16 protein-coding genes are annotated in these 19,393 nt (G+C 62.4%); 6 read left to right on the forward strand and 10 right to left on the reverse strand.

The genetic code is table 11. The features are described from left to right. Positions 1–111 precede the first annotated feature (111 nt). The 5 genes from NR164_RS14555 to gap all read right to left on the reverse strand — a co-directional run bounded on the left by NR164_RS14555 (position 112) and on the right by gap (position 6,295). Positions 112–720 (reverse strand): biliverdin-producing heme oxygenase, encoded by a 609-nt coding sequence (locus NR164_RS14555; RefSeq protein WP_046382224.1) that lies wholly within the window; start codon positions 718–720, stop codon positions 112–114. A gap of 140 nt (positions 721–860) precedes the next feature. Beyond that, positions 861–3,425: a TonB-dependent receptor gene (locus NR164_RS14560; RefSeq protein ID WP_256822889.1), complete on the reverse strand. Its 2,565-nt coding sequence runs from the start codon at positions 3,423–3,425 to the stop codon at positions 861–863. 116 nt (positions 3,426–3,541) lie between these two features. Further along, positions 3,542–4,510 (reverse strand): FecR domain-containing protein, encoded by a 969-nt coding sequence (locus tag NR164_RS14565; protein ID WP_256822890.1) that lies wholly within the window; start codon positions 4,508–4,510, stop codon positions 3,542–3,544. Between the two features lie 74 nt (positions 4,511–4,584). Then, on the reverse strand, positions 4,585–5,103 hold the full coding sequence (locus NR164_RS14570; protein WP_017846095.1) for an RNA polymerase sigma factor: 519 nt from the start codon (positions 5,101–5,103) through the stop codon (positions 4,585–4,587). Positions 5,104–5,293: 190 nt separating this feature from the next. Further along, the gene (gap, locus tag NR164_RS14575) at positions 5,294–6,295 is read right to left on the reverse strand and encodes a type I glyceraldehyde-3-phosphate dehydrogenase (RefSeq protein WP_057004545.1); all 1,002 of its coding nucleotides are present in this window, start codon (positions 6,293–6,295) and stop codon (positions 5,294–5,296) included. A gap of 221 nt (positions 6,296–6,516) precedes the next feature. Here gap and edd point away from each other — a divergent pair, with 221 nt between their 5' ends. The 4 genes from edd (at position 6,517) to NR164_RS14595 (ending at position 11,616) form a co-directional block, all read left to right on the forward strand. Then, a complete protein-coding gene (gene edd, locus NR164_RS14580) occupies positions 6,517–8,343 on the forward strand; it encodes a phosphogluconate dehydratase (RefSeq protein WP_046382228.1) in 1,827 nt (608 codons plus the stop codon). After that, positions 8,340–9,299: a glucokinase gene (locus NR164_RS14585; RefSeq protein ID WP_108524491.1), complete on the forward strand. Its 960-nt coding sequence runs from the start codon at positions 8,340–8,342 to the stop codon at positions 9,297–9,299. Before edd ends, NR164_RS14585 begins: the two co-directional genes overlap by 4 nt. 123 nt (positions 9,300–9,422) lie before the next feature. Further along, positions 9,423–10,157, forward strand: coding sequence for a response regulator (locus NR164_RS14590; protein ID WP_046382230.1), 735 nt, complete (start codon positions 9,423–9,425; stop codon positions 10,155–10,157). A gap of 31 nt (positions 10,158–10,188) precedes the next feature. Further along, the gene (locus tag NR164_RS14595; RefSeq protein WP_169864134.1) at positions 10,189–11,616 is read left to right on the forward strand and encodes an ATP-binding protein; all 1,428 of its coding nucleotides are present in this window, start codon (positions 10,189–10,191) and stop codon (positions 11,614–11,616) included. Between the two features lie 130 nt (positions 11,617–11,746). Here the strand turns inward: NR164_RS14595 and NR164_RS14600 are convergent, their stop codons facing one another. Then, positions 11,747–12,676 (reverse strand): AraC family transcriptional regulator, encoded by a 930-nt coding sequence (locus NR164_RS14600; protein WP_046382231.1) that lies wholly within the window; start codon positions 12,674–12,676, stop codon positions 11,747–11,749. A 327-nt stretch (positions 12,677–13,003) separates the two neighbouring features. Here NR164_RS14600 and NR164_RS14605 point away from each other — a divergent pair, with 327 nt between their 5' ends. Both NR164_RS14605 and NR164_RS14610 read left to right on the forward strand, forming a co-directional pair. Further along, positions 13,004–13,345 (forward strand): antibiotic biosynthesis monooxygenase family protein, encoded by a 342-nt coding sequence (locus NR164_RS14605; RefSeq protein WP_046382232.1) that lies wholly within the window; start codon positions 13,004–13,006, stop codon positions 13,343–13,345. A gap of 41 nt (positions 13,346–13,386) precedes the next feature. Next, positions 13,387–13,632, forward strand: coding sequence for a hypothetical protein (locus NR164_RS14610; protein ID WP_017846087.1), 246 nt, complete (start codon positions 13,387–13,389; stop codon positions 13,630–13,632). A gap of 124 nt (positions 13,633–13,756) precedes the next feature. On the opposite strand, the gene NR164_RS14615 is transcribed toward NR164_RS14610, so the two are convergent. The 4 genes from NR164_RS14615 to NR164_RS14630 form a co-directional block, all read right to left on the reverse strand. Beyond that, positions 13,757–14,389, reverse strand: a complete 633-nt coding sequence (locus NR164_RS14615; protein WP_017846086.1) for a flavin reductase family protein — start codon at positions 14,387–14,389, stop codon at positions 13,757–13,759. Positions 14,390–14,695: 306 nt separating this feature from the next. Continuing rightward, positions 14,696–16,015: an MFS transporter gene (locus NR164_RS14620; protein WP_017846085.1), complete on the reverse strand. Its 1,320-nt coding sequence runs from the start codon at positions 16,013–16,015 to the stop codon at positions 14,696–14,698. 216 nt (positions 16,016–16,231) lie between these two features. Further along, positions 16,232–17,557: a sigma-54 dependent transcriptional regulator gene (locus NR164_RS14625; protein ID WP_256822891.1), complete on the reverse strand. Its 1,326-nt coding sequence runs from the start codon at positions 17,555–17,557 to the stop codon at positions 16,232–16,234. Next, positions 17,551–19,317 (reverse strand): ATP-binding protein, encoded by a 1,767-nt coding sequence (locus NR164_RS14630; RefSeq protein WP_046382236.1) that lies wholly within the window; start codon positions 19,315–19,317, stop codon positions 17,551–17,553. The genes NR164_RS14625 and NR164_RS14630 overlap by 7 nt, the downstream gene beginning before the upstream one ends. Positions 19,318–19,393: the final 76 nt, after the last annotated feature.

Raw genomic sequence — 19,393 nt, forward strand, 5'->3', positions numbered from 1 at the left:
AAGTGTGGGGGGGGCGTGTCAGCCACCACTTTCATGGCTGACCCATCCCTATCGGGAGCAAGTCGAATCGTCGCACCGCCCCTCCCACCGAATACGCATTTCAATCGAATATCAGGCCAGTTCAGGGGCGGTAGCGTATGCCTGTTCGAGCAACACCGTGAAGCGCATAAACGCATTGAGCGCACCTTTTTCCACATCGGCTTCTTCTTCGGCGCTGAATTCCAGGCCGTCGAGGGTGCGGGTGAAGCGCTTCCAGCCGTCGGCGCGGCCGCCGGCCGGCTCGCCGAGGTGGCGGGCGCCGAAGGTTTCGCTCAGGCCCAGGGCCACGGCGCGCTTGATCAGGAACGCCGCGCCCAGCTTGGAGCCTTCGGAGACGAACAACCAGCCCAGGGCCTCGGCTTGGCTCGGGTTCTGCACGGCGCCGGGGACGGCGGCCGGCACGTCAGTGTCCAGGTCGGCCAGGTCCAGTCTGGCGGCGTCGGCGCGGCAGCGCTCGGCCAGGTCGGGGACGATCTTGATCAGCGCGGCATCGTTGTACAGCGCCACCAGTTCCGATTGGAACAGGTACTGCGCCACCACGAAGCGCGCGAAGTTGGGCTGGGTTTCAAACGGCGCGTGCGCCTTGACCAGCGCATCGAGCCGGGTGTGCGGCTCGCTGGTGATCTGGTTCAGGCGCTGGGAGCGCAGGCTTGGGCGTTCTGCGGAAGGCGAAGCGGTCATGACAAAGTCCTTGTGAAGGGAGCGCCGTGTTGCCCTGAGGCATGGCTGGGCGGTTAGTAACTAGACGAACAAGAAGACGCGGCACAGTAAAAAATCCTCACCTCGCCGGTGATTGATTCCGGCGAGGCGAGGCGGATTGATCAGATGTCCCAGATCACATTGATCGCAAAGTTGCGACCGGGCTGGGTCAGGCGGTCGAGGTTGGCCGGGCCGGTGACACCGGCTTCGCCGACGCTGTCGTAGCTGCGCACGTCATCCCAGTTCCAGTACTTCTTGTCGGTCAGGTTGTAGAGGCCGGCGTTGAGGGTCACGTCGTGGGTGACTTTATAGAAGCCGGTCAGGTCGAGGATGCCGAAGCCTGGGGTCTTGAACGGGCCGTTGGCGCTGTCGCCGTCGGGCGCGAAGAAGGTCTTGCTGTCGACACGGTCTTGTTTCTTCACCAGGGTCCAGCTCAGCAGGCCACCGTAGTTGTCCTGTTCGTAACCCAGGCCGAATACGCCTTTGAGTGGGTTGACGCTGTTCAGTGGCTCGCCGCTGTCGTCGTTGCGCCCGTAGGCGTAGGCAATCGACCCCTGGGTATACAGGCCCTGAGGCGCCCCGAAGGCGTCGAGGTTCAAGCGGCCCTTGGCTTCCGCGCCCTTGATGGTTGCGCGCTTGATATTGACGGCCTGGAACTGTTCGACGGTGCCGCCGACGACCGCGTTGTCTTCGTCGATAAAATCGCGGTACTTGTTGTAAAACACCGCGATGTCGAAGGACCCTGCGGCGAACTTGCCGCGAATCCCGGTTTCAATGCCTTTGCTGGTTTCCGGCTTGAGGTCGGGGTTGGGCTCGACGGTGTAGCCCAGGTTCAGGTTTTCAAAGCGTCCGTACAGCGCCTTGGCCGAGGGGGTGCGGAAGCCTTCGGCGTATTGGCCAAACAGGGTGTAGTGATCGGTCAGGGCATACGTCAGGCCAAACTTGGGGGTGACACGGTGCCAGGTTTTTTCCTTGTCGCTCACCGGGTATTGGCCGGTCGGGTTGACGGTACTGAGGAACGCTTGAGTCAGCTTGGGTTTGAGCTGGGTGTAGTCATAACGCAGGCTGGGCAGGAAGGTCCATTTGTCCCAGGCAATCTGGTCCTGGGCAAACAACGAATAGGTGTTGATGGTCGGGTCGGGGAAGTCGCTGGCCTTCTTCACGCTGTCGCTGGCCGTTGGGCTGGGCGCGCCAATGGCTGTGCAACCGGCGCCGACGGCAAGGCAAGTGGCCGCGCCCTCGCGGGAGCCGGTGACTTTCTGCTGCTTGAGCGTGGTGCCGTAGGTCACTTGGTGATCGGTTTCGCCGACGCTGAATGCCTTGTCCAGCTGGGCATCGAATACCCACTGTTTTTCTTCATAAAGCGTGTCGCGGGTGCGCAATACCCGACGGCCGGCCTGGTAGATTTCTGCGGTGCTCTGGTCGGTCTTGGCGATCTGGTAATTGAGACTGGTCTTGATGCGATCGGTCACGGGCGAGTCGAAGGCAAAGGTGTTTTCCAGGCCGAAACGTTCGCGGGTGATGGTGTCGTTGCCTCGGCGATCACGGTAGAGATTGAAACCTTGACCACCGACGAACGGGCCACCCACGGCATTCTTCAGGTTGACGTCGCGATCGTCCTTGTACTTCTCGTAAGTCAGGCCCAGACGGTTGTCATCGCCATAGTTCCAGCCCAGTTTGGCCAACACGTTGGTGGTGCGCGCCTCCTCGGGGTTGGCGCCGGTGCGGGCCAGGCCGGTGGCGTTGTTGCCGTCGTAGGCTTCGGTTTCATGGCCGTTGCGCTGGCTCAGGTGCAGCAAACCGTCGACGTCCTGTACGCGGCCGGCGACGGTGGCGGAGGTCAGCCAGCTCTCGTCGGCGGAGCTGTAGCCGGTCTTGAGGCGGGCGCCGACGTCCTGGCCGGGCTTGATGATGTCGTCCGGGTCGAGGGTGAAATAGCTCACCGCGCCGCCGATGGCGCTGCTGCCATACAGGGCCGACGCCGGGCCGCGCAGGATTTCCACGCGCTTGACGATTTCCGGGTCGACGTAGTTGCGACGGGTCTTGGCGTAGGGGCCGTTGAAGAAGTTGTCCGGCACTTCCACGCCATCGACCTGGGTGAGGATGCGGTCGCCGTCGATACCGCGAATGTTGTAGCCCGCATTGCCGGCACGGGTGCCGGCGCCACCGACCGAGACGCCCGGCTCGTAACGCACCAGCTCGCGGATCGTGTTGACGTTCTGGCGGTCCAGCGTTTGGCGATCATGCACGCTGACGGTGTTCGGTACGCTGTTGACGTCCTGCTCGTTACGGGTGGCGCTGATGGTCACCTGTTGCAGGTTGAGGACACCGCCGGCAGCGCGCTTTTCCAGGACGATGTTGCTGTTGCCGAGTTTGCGGTAGCTCAGGTTGGTCCCCACCAACAAGCGCTCCAGGGCTTTTTCCGGCGACAGCGCACCGCGCACGCCAGGGGACGACACGCCCTGGCCCAGCTCCGCCGGCAGGCCGACTTGCCAGCCGGTCACGGCGGTGAAGGCATTGAGTGCCGAAACCAGTGGCTGCTGTTCGATGCTGAAGCTGTAGTTGCCGTGGCTGCGGGCGGTCGGTTCGGCGGCGGCGGCCGTCAGCGGGGTACCGACCAGCAGGAGGGCGGCGGTCAGCAAGGACAGCACGGGTGAAGAAGACCGGCGATTGAAACGAGAGGACATCGAGAGCGCTCCGGAAGTACGAGTCTTATAGTTGCGCACTGGTTCAAATAGGAATCAGTTGCATTGGCTAAGACGAGACGTACAGCCGAGGTCTATCGAGTAAAAATAATTCTCATTTAGTTCAGGATCACCAAGGCCGGGTATTCAGAGAGCTTGGCCGAGGTGATGTGGGCCAGGGAACGCACTACGTCCAACGGTTGGTCGAGGCGGTAGTTGCCGGTGACGGCGACGCTGGCGAGTTGGTCGTTGGTGTTGACGATCCAGCCGGGGTAGTAGCGGCGCAATTCGGCGAGCACTTCGCTCATCGGGCGGTTTTCGAAGATCAACCGGCCCTGGACCCAGGCCAGGTCCTTGTTGGCGTCGAGCCTGGCGGGTTGACCGAAGCCGTTGGGACCGATGCGGATGCTTTGCCCAGCGCTCAGGCGCACGCGGGCATCGTCGAAGGTGTTGCTCAGGTCGACGTCGCCGCGCTGCACCTGCACCTGCGCTTCGCCGTTGAGGTAGCGCACGGCGAATGCGGTGTCGCGCACGCTGGCGCGCACCGGGCCGGCGTCGACTTCCAGGGGCAGGCCGCGGTTGGGCGTTACCTCGAAAAACGCTTCGCCTTGGTAGAGGCGGGCGATGCGCTGGTGATCCCGGGTGGTGCTGGAGAACGCCGAATCGGTGTTCAGCAGGACGTTCGAGCCCTCATCCAATTGCAGGCGCTGGCGCTCACCCACCACGGTGAGGTGGTCAGCTTGCAGGCGTACCGGCAGGTTGCTGAAGCTGAACAGCCCGAGCATCAACACGGCGGCGGTGGCCAGTGGTTTCCAATGCGGTTTGATGCGGCGCCAGGCCCCGGGTTTGCGCGGTGCGGACAGCGCGACGGCGGCGCTGTGGACGGGCGCCCCGCCCCAGGCGGCCTGGGCTTTGCCGAAGGCACGGACGCGTGCCGGATCGCCGGCCAGCCAGGCTTCGAACGCGGCCTGCTGCCCGGGTTGCGGGCACTGCAGGGCGATCAGCCAGTCGAGGGCCTGGTCCATCGCCGGGTCTTGCAACACCTCATGAGCCAGCGCATGGGGGCGCAGTTTATTCGGGTCGGTCACGGTGTGCCTCGGGTCTTCGCCACGTTCTATTTATCTTTCCTACAGCCTGGGTCGACATTTCTGTCGGGTGAAGCTTAAGGCTGATCCAGCCGTTCGGCCACACCTACACAGATGGCCATGATCAATTTCAGTTCCTTTTGCACCGTGCTCAAGGACACTTCCAATTGATCGGCAATCTCCTGGTAACTGCAACCGTGCAGGCGGCTGAGGATGAAAATCCGTTGCTGGCGGGCACTCAATTGGCCGAGGCTGATGCTCAGGTGCTCAAGCAGTTGCTCGGCCTGGGTCGCGTCTTCGGGCGTGCTGATGGGGGCGGCGACGCTTTGCAGGACGTCCAGCGGGACATCTTCCTGCAGTGTGCGCGCCTGTATCCTGCGGGAACGCAAGTGATCCAGCGCGAGGTTGCGCGCGGTCTGGTAGACGAAGGGTTCGAGGTGATCGATCGGCCGCTCGCCCAGGGCCCGGGTCACGCGCAGGTAGGTTTCCTGCAACAGGTCCTCGGCGGTGCTGTGGTTGTTCACCATCCGCTGCAAGGTGCGTAGCAGAATCACCCGTTGGGTGAGAAAGACTTGGTTGAAGCGAGATTGGCTCACAGCGATACCGGACCGATTTGTAGTTAATGATAATGCGTATCATCAGCACAAATGGCAAGTGGCTGTTTCTCTGGGCCTCTACCGATCAAATGTGGGAGCGGCTTGCTCCCGATTACGGAATGTCAGTCAACACATGCATGACTGATACACCGCCATCGGGAGCAAGTCGAACCGCCCCTCCCACAAAAGATTATTCGGCGTTGCAGAGCGCCAGGCAGTTGTCCAGCATGCGGTTGGAGAAGCCCCACTCGTTGTCGTACCAGGCCAGCACTTTCAGCAGTTTGCCGCTGGACTTGGTGTGGTTGGCGTCGAAGATCGACGACAGCGGGTTGTGGTTGAAGTCACTGGAAACCAGCGGCAGGGTGTTGTAGCCGAGGATCTTCGAGTGCTGGCTGGCTTCCTTGAGCAGCGCGTTGACTTCCTCGGCGGTAGCGTCTTTCTTCAACTGCACGGTCAGGTCCACCAGCGATACGTTGATCACCGGCACCCGCACGGCCATGCCGGTCAGCTTGCCCGCCAGTTCCGGCAGCACCAGGCCGACCGCTTCGGCGGCGCCGGTCTTGCTCGGGATCATGTTCTGGGTGGCCGAGCGCGCGCGGTAGGGGTCGGTGTGGTAGACGTCGGTCAGGTTCTGGTCGTTGGTGTAGGCATGGATGGTGGTCATCAGGCCGCTTTCGATGCCCAGTTCGCGGTGCAGCACCTGGGCCACGGGTGCCAGGCAGTTGGTGGTGCAGGAAGCGTTGGAGATGATCTGGTGGGATTGACGCAAAATGTCATGATTTACCCCGTAGACCACGGTGGCATCCGCGCCTTTGGCCGGGGCAGAGATGATCACCTTGCGCGCGCCGGCGCTAATATGGGCAGCAGCCTTGGCCCGGTCGGTGAACAGGCCGGTGCATTCGAACACCACGTCGATATTGTGCGCAGCCCAGGGCAGCTCGGCCGGGTTGCGAATGGCACTGACGGCGATCCGGTCACCATTGACGGTCAGGCTTTCCTGATCGTGCGCGACTTCTGCATCGAAAGTACCGTGGACGGTGTCGTATTTGAGCAGGTGGGCATTGATCGAGCTGTCGCCCAAGTCATTGATCGCGACGATCTGCAAATCCTGGCGATAGCCTTGGGTATACAGTGCGCGCAGGACATTGCGGCCGATACGGCCAAAACCATTGATTGCGATTCGAAGAGTCATTGAAGAGTGCCTGTCGTCGATTTGTTGTAAGAATTACAAGATTATTCGCATAAAAATAGAAAACAAGCCTTTTTAGTGGCAATATTTTGTTCAATCTACAACGAGTGACCTGAATCAACTGGTCCGATGATCCAAACGACTCTCTGCCATCCCATGTGCCGCGGGCGTTTGATCAGCATAGACACTCAGGTCGCCACATCCGTTAGCCTGGAGTTCTACACATGCATCCCCGCGTTCTTGAGGTCACCGATCGGCTTATCGCCCGCAGTCGTGCAACCCGTGAGGCTTACCTTGCGCTCATTCGCGGCGCCGCCAGCGACGGCCCGATGCGCGGCAAGCTGCAATGCGCCAACTTTGCCCACGGCGTGGCCGGTTGCGGCACCGAAGATAAAAATAGTCTGCGTATGATGAATGCCGCCAACGTGGCAATTGTTTCGTCATATAACGACATGCTCTCGGCGCACCAGCCGTATGAACATTTCCCGGACCAGATCAAAAAAGCCCTGCGCGAAGTCGGCTCGGTCGGCCAGTTCGCCGGCGGCACGCCCGCCATGTGCGACGGCGTGACCCAAGGCGAGCCGGGCATGGAGCTGAGCCTGCTCAGCCGTGAAGTCATCGCCATGTCCACGGCGGTAGCGCTGTCCCACAACATGTTCGACGCTGCGCTGATGTTGGGCATCTGCGACAAGATCGTCCCCGGCCTGATGATGGGCGCCCTGCGCTACGGCCATCTGCCGATGATCTTCGTTCCTGGCGGGCCAATGCCGTCGGGCATCTCCAACAAGCAGAAGGCCGACGTGCGCCAGCGCTACGCCGAAGGCAAGGCCAGCCGCGAAGAGCTGCTGGAGTCGGAGATGAAGTCCTACCACAGCCCCGGCACCTGCACCTTCTATGGCACCGCCAATACCAACCAGTTGCTGATGGAAGTGATGGGCCTGCATTTGCCCGGCGCCTCGTTCGTCAACCCGTACACGCCGCTGCGTGACGCGCTGACCCGCGAAGCCGCGCATCAGGTCACGCGCCTGACCAAGGCCAACGGCAACTTCACGCCGATCGGCGAGATCGTCGACGAAAAATCCATCGTCAATGCCATCGTTGCGCTCAACGCTACCGGCGGTTCCACCAACCACACCCTGCACATGCCGGCCATCGCCATGTCGGCGGGGATCATCCTGACCTGGCAAGACATGGCCGACCTCTCCGAGGTGGTGCCGACCCTGTCCCACGTGTATCCAAACGGCAAGGCCGACATCAACCACTTCCAGGCGGCGGGCGGCATGTCGTTCCTGATCCGCGAACTGCTCGAAGCCGGCCTGCTTCACGAAGACGTCAACACCGTGGCCGGCAAAGGCCTGAGCCGCTACATCCAGGAACCGTTCCTGGTCGACGGCGAACTGATCTGGCGCGACGGCCCGATCGAAAGCCTCGACGAAGCCATCCTGCGCCCGGTGGCCCGCGCGTTCTCGCCCGAAGGTGGCTTGCGCGTGATGCAAGGCAACCTCGGCCGTGGCGTGATGAAAGTCTCCGCCGTGGCCCCCGAGCACCAGGTCGTCGAAGCCCCAGCGGTGGTGTTCCAGGATCAGCAAGATCTGGCCGATGCGTTCAAGGCCGGCCAGTTGGAAAAAGACTTTGTCGCGGTGATGCGCTTCCAGGGGCCGCGCTCCAACGGCATGCCCGAATTGCACAAGATGACGCCGTTCCTCGGCGTGTTGCAGGACCGTGGCTTCAAAGTGGCGCTGGTAACGGACGGGCGCATGTCCGGCGCGTCGGGTAAGATCCCCGCCGCGATCCATGTCAACCCCGAAGCCCAGAGCGGCGGGCCGCTGGCACGGGTGCGCGATGGCGATATCATTCGTGTGGATGGCGTCAAAGGCACCTTGGAGCTTAAGGTGGACGCCGAAGAATTTGCAGCGCGCACACCTGCCACGGGCCTGTTGGGCAATAACGTGGGGGCCGGTCGCGAGCTGTTTGCATTTATGCGCTTGGCCGCAAGCTCCGCAGAGCAAGGCGCCAGCGCCTTTACCTGTGCCTTGGAGACGCTTAAGTGAAGCTTGCGCTGGTCGGTGATATTGGCGGTACCAACGCCCGGTTTGCGTTGTGGCGGGATCAGGCACTGCATTCGATCCGGGTGCAGGCCACCGCGGATCATAAAAGCCCTGAGGACGCGATCAAGGTCTACCTCAAGGAAGAAGGCCTGGCGATCGGCGACATCGGCGCGGTGTGCCTGTCGGTGGCCGGGCCGGTGAGCGGTGATGAATTTAAATTCACCAACAACCACTGGCGCCTGAGTAAGACTGCGTTTTGCAACACCTTGCAGGTGGATGAATTGCTGCTGGTCAATGACTTCTCGGCCATGGCCCTGGGCATGACCCGCTTGAAGCCCGACGAATTCTGCGTGGTCTGCCCTGGCACGCCGGAACCGTTGCGCCCGGCGGTGGTGATCGGTCCGGGCACCGGCCTGGGCGTCGGCACCTTGCTCGACCTGGGCGGCGGCCGTTGGGCCGCGTTGCCGGGGGAGGGCGGCCATGTCGACCTGCCCCTGAGCAGCCCGCGGGAAGCCCAGCTGTGGCAGCACATTTACAATGAGATCGGCCATGTCAGCGCCGAAAGCGCCTTGAGTGGTGCAGGTTTGCCACGGGTGTATCGGGCGATCTGTGCGGTGGATGGTCACTCGCCGGTGCTGGATACGCCGGAAGCGATCACGGCGGCAGGCCTGGCCGGCGACCCGGTGGCGATGGAAGTGTTGAACCAGTTCAGTATCTGGCTGGGCCGCGTAGCCGGTAACAACGTCCTGACCACCGGCGCACGGGGCGGTGTGTATATCGTCGGCGGGGTGATCCCGCGGTTTGCCGACTTCTTTATCCACAGCGATTTTGCCAAGAGCTTCAGTGACAAAGGCTGCATGAGCGACTACTTCAAGGGCATTCCGGTATGGCTGGTGACGGCGCCGTATTCCGGGTTGACCGGGGCGGGTGTGGCGCTTGAACAGGCATTTGCCATGTAGGAGCGAGCTTGCTCGCGAAGAACGTTGACGATAACGAAGCGCATCAGGTGATACGCGGCAGCCTCAGGATTTTCGCGAGCAAGCTCGCTCCTACAGCATGGCCATAACAACAAGGAGGACCCCGTGAGCGTAATCAGTAAATCGATTCTCCTCGTCGACGACGACCAGGAAATCCGCGAATTGCTGCAAACCTACCTCAGTCGCGCCGGTTTCCAGGTGCGTGGCGTGCCGGACGGTGCGGGGTTCCGTCAGGCGATGGACGAGGCGCCGTGCGACCTGGTCATCCTCGATGTGATGTTGCCGGACGAAGACGGCTTCAGCCTGTGTCGCTGGATTCGCCAGCACCCGCGCCAGGCGCAGGTGCCGATCATCATGCTCACCGCCAGTTCCGACGAAGCCGACCGTGTGATCGGCCTGGAGCTGGGCGCCGACGACTACATCGGCAAGCCTTTCAGCCCCCGCGAGTTGCAGGCGCGGATCAAGGCACTGTTGCGCCGCTGCCAGTTCGGCCAGGAGCGCGGCGGCAATGGCGACGTGTTGGCGTTCGATGAATGGCGCCTGGACACGATCAGCCACCGACTGTTTCACGTCGACGGTGAAGAGGTGATTCTCTCCGGGGCCGACTTTGCCCTGCTCAAGCTGTTTCTCGACCACCCGCAACAGATCCTCGACCGCGACACCATCGGCAACGCCACCCGTGGCCGCGACCTGATGCCGCTCGACCGGATCGTCGACATGGCCGTCAGCCGTCTGCGCCAACGCCTGCGCGACACGGAAAAACCACCGAGGCTGATCCGCACCGTGCGCGGCAGCGGTTATCAACTGGCAGCCAGCGTGGTTGCCGGCAGTGTCCACTGAACACCTGAGCGAACGTCGCCGCCGCTTCCCGGTGCCGCGCTCGCTGCTCGGGCGCATGCTCCTGCTGACGCTGCTCGCGGTGTTGTTCGCCCAGGCGCTGTCCAGCGTGATCTGGGTCTCGCAATTGCGCGCCACCCAGCTCGAAGGCCTGGTCACCAGCGCCCGCAGCCTGGCGCATTCGATGACCGCCAGCGTGAGCTATTTCCGTTCGTTGCCGGTGGCTTATCGCCCGTTGGTCCTCGACCAATTGCGCAGCATGGGCGGCACACGGTTTGTGGTGACGCTCAACGACCGCCCGCTGGACATGGCGATCTTGCCGCAGACCCCGCGCAAGCAAGCGGTGCTCAAGGCGGTCGATGAAGTGTTGCGCCAGACCTTGGGCGCCGATGTGCATATCTCGGTGGAATTCGTCAGCGCCGAAGACCTGCGCATCTTCAACGCCGGGTTGAAACTCGATGAGCTGCCACGCTCCTGGGCGCATTACGCGCTGACCCTGGAACCGGTGAACCCGCCCGTGCTGGTCACCCAGATCCAACTCGCCCCCGGCGAATGGCTGTACATCGCCTCGCTGTTGCCCGAGCCGTACACCAGCCTCGAAGAACAAGGCCTGCCGTCGCAGCAAGTGTGGTTTATCGTGCTGACCAGCGGCTTTTTGCTGCTGTTCATCGGCCTGTTGGTCCACTGGCAGAGCCGGCCGCTCAAGCGCCTGGCGCGGGCGGCGCGGGACATGTCGCTGGGCGCCGACGTGGAGCCGGTGGCCGAAGGCGGCGGCAGTGAAGTGGTCGAAGTCGGGCGCGCCTTCAATGCCATGCGTGAACGCATCAGCCGTTACCTCACCGAACGCAGCCAGTTGTTCAGTGCAATTTCCCACGACTTGCGCACACCGATCACACGCCTGCGCCTGCGGGTTGAATTGCTTGAAGATGAAAACCTGCAAACCAAATTCGGCCGCGACCTGGACGAGTTGGAGTTGCTGGTCAAAGGCGCGCTGCAATGCGTGAAAGACACCGACATCCACGAAAACATCGAGCCGGTGGACCTCAACCATGTGCTCGACTGCCTGGTGGAACCGTACCTGGCGCCCAACGGCAACGGCCGCGTGACCCAGCATGGGCGCGCGTTGGCACCGTACCCGGGCAAGCCGCTGGCGCTCAAGCGCTGCATCGGCAACCTGATCGACAACGCATTGAAGTACGGGCAGAACGCCCATTTGCATATCGAGGACGATGGCGCGGAGTTCGTCCTGCACGTCGACGACGAAGGCCCCGGCGTGCCGGAACAGCGCCTGGAGCAAGTCTTCGAACCGCACTTCCGCCTCGCCGGCCAGCAGCAGGGCTACGGCCTGGGCCTGGGCATCGCGCGCAACATAGCGCACAGCCATGGCGGCGAAGTGAGTTTGCAGAATTTGCGCGAGGGTGGCTTGCGGGTCACCTTGCAACTGCCCCGCACCCTCGACTAAGCAGCGCCGCCGATCAAATGTGGGAGGGAGCTTGCTCCCGATAGCGGTGCAACAGTCAGCTTATCTTTAGCTGACTCACTGCCATCGGGAGCAAGTCGAACCACCCCTCCCACATCTGATCGGCAGTGAATCACACGCTCTGACGCAACCTGGCCAAATCCCGCAGTGGCGGCGCACCAAACAGCCGGCTGTATTCGCGGCTGAACTGCGACGGGCTTTCATACCCCACCCGATACCCCGCCGCGGAGGCTTCCAGACCTTCGGCAAGCATCAGCCGCCGCGCCTCCTGCAAGCGCAACTGCTTCTGGTATTGCAGCGGGCTCATCGCGGTGATGGCCTTGAAGCGGTGGTGCAAGGTCGAGACGCTCAGGTTCACTTCCCTGGCCAGGTCATCGATGCGCAGCGGTTGTTCGTAGTTGCCATTGAGCCATTTGATCGCCTGGCTGACCCGATGACTCTGACTGTTGGCTACGGCAATTTCATACAGCCGATAGCCCTGCGGCCCACGTAACAAGCGGTAGAGAATTTCACGGCTGATCAACGGCGCCAGCATGGCGATGTCTTTGGGCGAATCGAGCAAGCGCGTCAAGCGCAGTACGGCGTCGAGCAGTTGGTTGTCGAGGCGGTCGACGTACATCCCACGCGCAGTCGGGCGCGATGGCACGCCCATCGGCCCGGCTTCTGCGATCAGGGCGGTGAGCTGCGCCGGGTCGATGTTGATGCGGATCGACAGGTTCGGGTCTTGCGCGGTGGCATCGATGATCCGCCCGGCCACGGGCATCGACACCGAAAACACCAGGTAATTGAGCGGGTCATAGGCGAAGATTTCATCGGCCAGGCGCACTTCCTTGCGGCCATTGGCCAGGATGCACAAGGCGGGCTCCACCAGCACCGGGCTGAAGTCGCGCGGGGTGTTGTGGCGGTTCAGGAACAGTGACGTGATCGCCGTACCGTAGGAGCCGTCTTCCCAGGTATGCCGACGCACGATGCTGGCCAGTTCGGCGCGCTGTTTTTCCATCTCGGCATCGAGGGGCACGGGCTTAGGTTCGGGCGACGACATAGGGCGTCCTCTGCAGGCTTCTTTGATGGGCTCAGCTTAGCGGTGGCGGTGCAAACCGTGTTATGTCGATTCTGCTCGATCCTTGCCTGATCCTGCGAAGCGGCGTGAATCAGGCAAGCGCGGCGGCTGTCACGTCCCTGAAACAAGGCGTTTGCCGGTGGAATAAAACCGGCGGGCAATCGTCCTGTCTACGCTTTTCGCAGGATTGTGCAATAAGCCGGCAGGAATCGACTAACCGCGCCTCGACCCGCGCCGTTATCTTTGATCCTGTGGCAACACACCCTCACAGTGTTTGCCGAGCATCACTTCTCAACGGGAGAGTCGAACATGTCCACCCCCATTCCCGCGAGCCATATGGCCTTTATCCGCGCCCGTAGCGGCTGCAGCACCGAACTCGGTGCTCGTTTGAGCAGTTTGATCGAACCGGGCCGTCAGGCTCAGGGTTGCCTGCAATTTTCGTTGCAGCATTCCCAGGTCGACCCCGATGTCTGGCTGGTCTCGGGCCTCTGGAGCAGCGAGCAGGCGATGAGTGCCTACTTCAACTCGCCAGCCCTGATGATCTTCACCGAGCTGTTGAACGACGCAGTCGTGCGCAGCATGGACTTCCAGACCTTCACCGATGCATCCGCCGCCAGTGCTTACGGCGAGTACCTGCAACTCGCCGGTTAGGGTTTAGAATGGCCGACTTTCCATTGGCCAGGACCTGCAACATGGCACGTAAACAATTTGCCCACCACGAAGCCGTTTCCGCCGTAGTACCGGGCGAAGGAGGCTACAGCGCCGCCGTCGCCGTCAAGGCACTCGATGGCATGGGCGCACCGCAGTTTCACAAGATCCTGGATGGACAGAAGTTCAAGACGGCATCCGATGCCGATGATGCGGCGACGCTGCACCTTGAGTTGTTGACCGACGTCGACGCAGAAGGTCAGTTGACCTGGGCAACTGCCACAAACTAACGCACGCCGCTGATCTAATGTGGGAGGGGGCTTGCCCCCGATAGCGGTGTTTCAGCTACAGATAGGCTGACTGACACACCTCCATCGGGGGCAAGCCCCCTCCCACATTTTTATTGCATTGCAGTCAGGCTTGGGTGGCGCCTGGGCGATACATTCTGAACAGCGCCTCGGGGCCCAGTTGGAAGTAATCCGCCGGGCCGCCGCCACGCAGGATCGGCTCGGCGGCGGCGGTGTCGTAGATCCCATCCTTGAGCAGCCACTTGGCAATATGCACCGCGACCACCTCGCCCAGCACCAGCCAGCTGGGTACCAGCACATGGTCGGCACGCTGCAGCTGAATGATCTGCGTGACTTTGCACTCGAACGCCACCGGGCTCTCGCCCACCCGCGGCACGCCGACGATCTTCGAGGCCACCGGCGTCAGGCCGGACAACTCGAACTCATTCACCTGCGGCGGCACGGCGGCACAGCTCTGGTTCATCTGCTCGGCCAACGGACGGGTGGCCAGGTTCCACACAAACTCGCCGGTCTGTTCGATGTTGTTCAGGCTGTCTTTGCGCCCGACACTGGAAAACCCAATGATCGGCGGAATGTAGTTGAACGCATTGAAGAAACTGTAGGGCGCCAGGTTCAGGTGGCCCTCACTGTCGTGGGACGAAATCCAACCGATCGGTCGCGGGCCGACGATGGCGTTGAACGGGTCATGGGGCAGGCCGTGGCCCTTGGCGGGTTCGTAGTAGTAGCTGTCGTCAGACATGGCTGGGTTCCTGCTGCGCTTTTCTGAGAGGCCGTCATAGTGCAAGCCATGGCGGCGAATTTCCATCGGCCCTATGGAATTATCATTCAGCGCCCACCTATTTTTCACAGCGTCCCGTTCAGTCTGCGCGCGCGGTCGACACCCCCTATAAGTCGGCCCAGAGTTGTCCTGATTCCACCTGTGAGAGGGATTCTACATGTGAGAGGGGGCTTGCCCCCGATGGCGGTGGGTCAGCTTGAGACAAGTTGACTGATACACCGCGATCGGGAGCAAGCCCCCTCCCACATTCGTGACTGCGTTCAGCGGTTAGTTCGTGGTGATCCGCGAGTGCTTGCGGGTGTCTTTCATGGTCACGTAGACCACCAACGACACCGCGATACATGCGGTCACGTACCAGTAGTAGCCGGTTTCCATGCCGATGCTCTTGAACCACAGCGCGATGTATTCAGCGGTGCCGCCGAAGATCGATACGGTCAGCGCATACGGCAGGCCCACGCCCAGCGCGCGGATTTCGGTGGGGAACAGCTCAGCCTTCACCACCGCGTTGATCGAGGTGTAGCCGCTGACGATGATCAGCGCCGCCATGATCAGGAAGAACGCGCCCCACCAGGTCTGGATGGTGTGCAGGGTGGTCAGGATCGGCACGGTGAACAGCGTGCCGAGAATGCCGAAGGCGATCAGGATCGGACGGCGGCCGACTTTGTCCGACAGCGTACCGACCAGGGGTTGCAGGCACATGAACAGAAACAGCGTCGCCGCCGAGATGGTGGTGGAGTCGGAAATGCTCATGCCGACGGTGTTCACCAGGTACTTCTGCATGTAGGTGGTGTAGGTGTAGAAGGCCAGGGTGCCGCCCATGGTCAGGCCGACCACGGTCATCAGTTCCTTGGGGTGGCGCATCAAGGTACGCATTGCGCTTTCCTTGGCTTTTTCCTTCTTGGTGAACGACTCGGTTTCTTCCATGCCGCGACGCAGGTACAGCGCGACCACTGCACACAGGGCGCCGATGGCGAACGGGATACGCCAGCCCCAATCGTACAGTTGCTCGGTGGTGAGCACTTGTTGCAGCACGATCAGCACCGCCAGGGCTATGAGCTGGCCGGAGATCAGGGTCACGTACTGGAAGCTGGAGAAGAAACCGCGACGCTCCTTGGTCGCCATTTCACTCAGGTAAGTGGCCGAGGTGCCGTATTCGCCACCCACCGACAAGCCTTGCAGCAGACGGGCGAACACCAGCAGGATCGGTGCGCCGACGCCGATGGTTTCATAACCCGGGCTCAGGGCGATGATCAGCGAGCCGAAGCACATCAGCAGCACCGAGGCCATCAACGCGGCCTTGCGACCGGCGCGGTCGGCATACAGGCCCATCAGCCAGCCGCCGATCGGGCGCATCAGGAAGCCCACGGCGAAGATCGCAGCGGTGTTGAGCAGTTGGGCGGTGGTGTCGCCTTTCGGGAAGAAGGCTTTGGCGAAGTACAGCGAGAACGCCGCGTAGACGTACCAGTCGTACCACTCGACCATGTTGCCGACCGATCCGCTGAAGATCGATTTGATGCGGCTGGTGGTGGTGCGTTCTTTCGCCGGCGCAGCCGCCGACCCCAGAGGCAAAGTATTGGAGTTATCCATTGAAGGAACCTTCAGATAGTTGTTTTTATGGAGCGTGCCTGAGCACAGCCTGACTGGGGCTATAGCAGGAGCTGTGCCAGGTGGGGGAAGGCCCGATCTAGAAGGGTTTGCAGCTTTTTTTGAGCGGAAAGCCGCCGATGGTTCTGGGGTGGGTGAGCGGAAATCCGCTTATGGCGTGCCCGCGATGGCGTCTTTGAAAACACCACAAAGAACGCCCTAGAGAAACATCTCGCGCACCAACCCATGCCGCTGCATTTTCTCGTTGAAGGTGCGCCGGGGCAGTTGCAGCTCGGCCAGTACCGCCTTGATATCGCCTTTGTGTCGGGTCAGTGCGGCTTTCAGGCAGTGGGCCTCGAAGGCTTCCTGTTGCGCCGCCAATGATTGCCCGGCCTCGATGCCTTCGGGCTCCGGTTCGCCCAGCCCCAGCACCTGGCGTTCGGCGACGTTGGCCAGTTCGCGCACGTTGCCCGGCCAGTCATGGCTGAGCAGGCGCCCCAGTTGCGCGCCACTCAGCGGTTCAACGGTGCGGCCCAGGCGTTCGGCGGCGCTTTGCGCAAAGTGATCGAACAGCAGCGGTATATCTTCACGGCGCTCGCGCAGGGGCGGCAGGCGCAGTTGTGCGACGTTCAGCCGATAGGCCAGGTCTTCGCGAAAGCGTCCGGCGCGGGCTTCTTCCAACAGGTCCGGTTTGGTCGCAGCGATGATGCGCAGATCGACGTGGATGCTCTGATTGGAGCCCAGGCGCTCCAACTTCTGCTCCTGCAACACCCGCAGCAATTTGACTTGCTGGGCCAGGGGCATGCTTTCGATTTCATCCAGAAACAGCGTGCCGCCGTGGGCGTATTCCAGCTTGCCGATACGCTTGCCCTGAGCGCCGGTAAACGCGCCGCTCTCGTGGCCGAACAGCTCGGCTTCAAACAGCTGCTCGGGGATTGCCGCGCAATTGAGCGCGACAAAGGCTTTCTTCGCCCGCGGGCCGAAGTCGTGCAGGCAGCGGGCGACCAGTTCCTTGCCGCTGCCGGTCTCGCCGCGGATCAGCACATTGACCGGCAACGTCGCCAGGTCGAGCACCTGGCGGCGCAGGTTCTGCATGCTGCGGGACACGCCCAACAGGCTGTTTTCCAGTTGTGTCCGATGATCGGCCTGTTGATGCAGGCGGCGGTTTTCCAGGATCAGCCTACGTTTATCGAGGGCGCGACGCAGGCTGTTGAGCAGGGCTTCGGGGCTGAAGGGTTTTTCCAGGAAGTCGTAGGCCCCGTCGCGCATGGCCTCGACGGCCATCGGCACATCGCCATGGCCGGTCAGCAGGATCACCGGTAAGTCGGCGTCGCGCCGCCGCACTTCGGCCAGCAGTTCCAGGCCGCTGAGGCCGGGCATACGCACGTCGCTCAACACCACCCCGGGAAAGTCCTTGGGCAGTTGCGCCAGGCAGGCCTCGGCGCGACTGAACAACTGCACGTCAAATCCCGACAGGCTCAACCATTGCTCAACGGCTGTGCGAATGCTGGCTTCGTCATCGACCACAATCACCGCATTCAACATAGCTCCGGCGTCTCCAGCGCGATAGGCAGGGTCAGGGTAAACACCGCGCCGTCGCCACGGTTAGCGACGCACAGGCGTCCACCCAGTTCATGCACGATAGCGTAGGACACCGCCAGCCCCAAGCCGAGTCCATCACCCACGGGCTTGGTGGTGAAGAACGGGTCGAACACGCTGTTCAGGTGTTCTTCGGCGATGCCGCCGCCGCTGTCGCTGACGGTCAGTTGCCACAGTTGCTCATCGGCGTGCAGGCGGATTTCCAGGCGTTTGCGCGGCTTGTTGGCCATGGCGTCGAGGGCATTGCGCAACAGGTTGATCAGTACCTGTTCCAGGCGGATCGCGTCGCCACGGACCCAGGCGGGGCGGGTCAGGTCCAGCACGGTGCCGATGCCTTCATCGCGCAGGCGTGCGTCGAGCAGTTGCAGGGCCTGGTCGACCACACTGGCCAAGTCCAGGCGCTCGCGCAGGCCGCTGGGGCTTTTGCGGGCGAAGGTCTTGAGGTGGCCGGTCAGCGCGGCCATGCGGGTGAGCATGTCGTCCAGTGGTGTGAGCGCCTTGTAGGCATCTTCCACGCGGCCATGGTCGAGCAGCAGGCGCAGGGTCGCCAATTGCATGCGCTGTGCGGTCAGCGGCTGGTTGATTTCATGGGCGAGGGCGGCAGACATCTGCCCCAGCGCCGCCAGCTTGGCCGATTGCACCAAACCATCCTGGGCCGTGCGCAGGGCCTGGGTGCGCTCCTCGACAAGCTGTTCGAGCTCTTCGCGGCTGCGCTGGCGCATGCGGGCCAGGCGCCAGCGCTGGGTCAGGAACAGCACCAGGAACACCAGCGCCAGCCACGAACCGGCGGCGGCGAGGCCGGCGTTGCGTTGGTCTTCGAAGGCGAACTGGGGTTTGCGCAGCAGGTGCAAGGTCCAGCCTTCGCCCTTCAGCGGCAGGGATTCCCAGAGGTACCGGGCGTTGCCGTCGGGGCCGTTGACGCGCATCAGGTGGCTGTTTTCGTCGAAACGCTGCAGGGTCTGGGTCTCCAGCGATTGCAGCTGTTTCTTGTCGTACTGGCGGGTGGCCGTGAGTTCGGCGAGGTCGCTGGCCGACAGCGGGCGCAGGTTGCGATAACGCCAGCCCGGCTGGTTGGCAATAAACACAATGCCGCGCGCATCGCTGACCAGCAGCAGGTCGTTGCCCTGGGCCCATTCGCGCTCGAGTTCGGGGAACTCCAGTTTGACCACCATCGCGCCGAGGAACTGTTCGTGTTCATCGAGCACCGCGCTGGATAGGAAATACCCCGGCACGCCGGTGGTCACCCCGACCGCATAAAAGCGCCCGGTGCCCTGGCTCAGGGTCTGCCTGAAATATGGCCGGAACGCATAATTGTTCCCGACGTAACTGCTCGGCAGCTTCCAGTTGCTCGCGGCCACGGCCAGGCCGGTGCGGTCCATCAGTTCCAATGTGGAGGACTGCGCGGCGCCGTTGATACGTTCCAGTTTACGGTTGAGCAGGTCCTGGGTCGCGGCATCCAGCGGGCCTTTCAACGCGCTGATCATTTCCGAATCCAGTGCCAGCACGGCGGGCAGGGCGCGGTAGCGTTCGATCAGGGTGTGCAGCGAGTTGGCATACAGCGCTAATTGCTGATTGGCACGGGCGGCATCGTCCACCAGGGCCTGGCGTTCAGCGTGGCGGGTGGCCAAGGCAGCGGCCAGCACCGCACCGGCGATGATCAACAGGGAGTAGAAGGTCAGGCGCAGGGGGCGAGGGATCGCGATCATACGGAGATGAACAGCTGCAATTAGGGGGGAGCACCATAGCATGCGCAATAAAAAAGGCGACTGGGCTGTGTAGCCG

The organism is Pseudomonas sp. Pse79 (assembly GCF_024519615.1).
Classification (GTDB): Bacteria; Pseudomonadota; Gammaproteobacteria; order Pseudomonadales; family Pseudomonadaceae; genus Aquipseudomonas; species Aquipseudomonas veronii.

Bases quoted from the DNA above. Each gene is read 5' to 3' on its own strand.
- NR164_RS14555 (WP_046382224.1), bottom strand. From the start codon at position 720: ATGACCGCTTCGCCTTCCGCAGAACGCCCAAGCCTGCGCTCCCAGCGC.
- NR164_RS14560 (WP_256822889.1), bottom strand. From the start codon at position 3,425: ATGTCCTCTCGTTTCAATCGCCGGTCTTCTTCACCCGTGCTGTCCTTG.
- gap (WP_057004545.1), bottom strand. From the start codon at position 6,295: ATGACTCTTCGAATCGCAATCAATGGTTTTGGCCGTATCGGCCGCAAT.
- edd (WP_046382228.1), top strand. From the start codon at position 6,517: ATGCATCCCCGCGTTCTTGAGGTCACCGATCGGCTTATCGCCCGCAGT.
- NR164_RS14600 (WP_046382231.1), bottom strand. From the start codon at position 12,676: ATGTCGTCGCCCGAACCTAAGCCCGTGCCCCTCGATGCCGAGATGGAA.
- NR164_RS14605 (WP_046382232.1), top strand. From the start codon at position 13,004: ATGTCCACCCCCATTCCCGCGAGCCATATGGCCTTTATCCGCGCCCGT.
- NR164_RS14610 (WP_017846087.1), top strand. From the start codon at position 13,387: ATGGCACGTAAACAATTTGCCCACCACGAAGCCGTTTCCGCCGTAGTA.
- NR164_RS14615 (WP_017846086.1), bottom strand. From the start codon at position 14,389: ATGTCTGACGACAGCTACTACTACGAACCCGCCAAGGGCCACGGCCTG.
- NR164_RS14620 (WP_017846085.1), bottom strand. From the start codon at position 16,015: ATGGATAACTCCAATACTTTGCCTCTGGGGTCGGCGGCTGCGCCGGCG.
- NR164_RS14625 (WP_256822891.1), bottom strand. From the start codon at position 17,557: ATGTTGAATGCGGTGATTGTGGTCGATGACGAAGCCAGCATTCGCACA.
- NR164_RS14630 (WP_046382236.1), bottom strand. From the start codon at position 19,317: ATGATCGCGATCCCTCGCCCCCTGCGCCTGACCTTCTACTCCCTGTTG.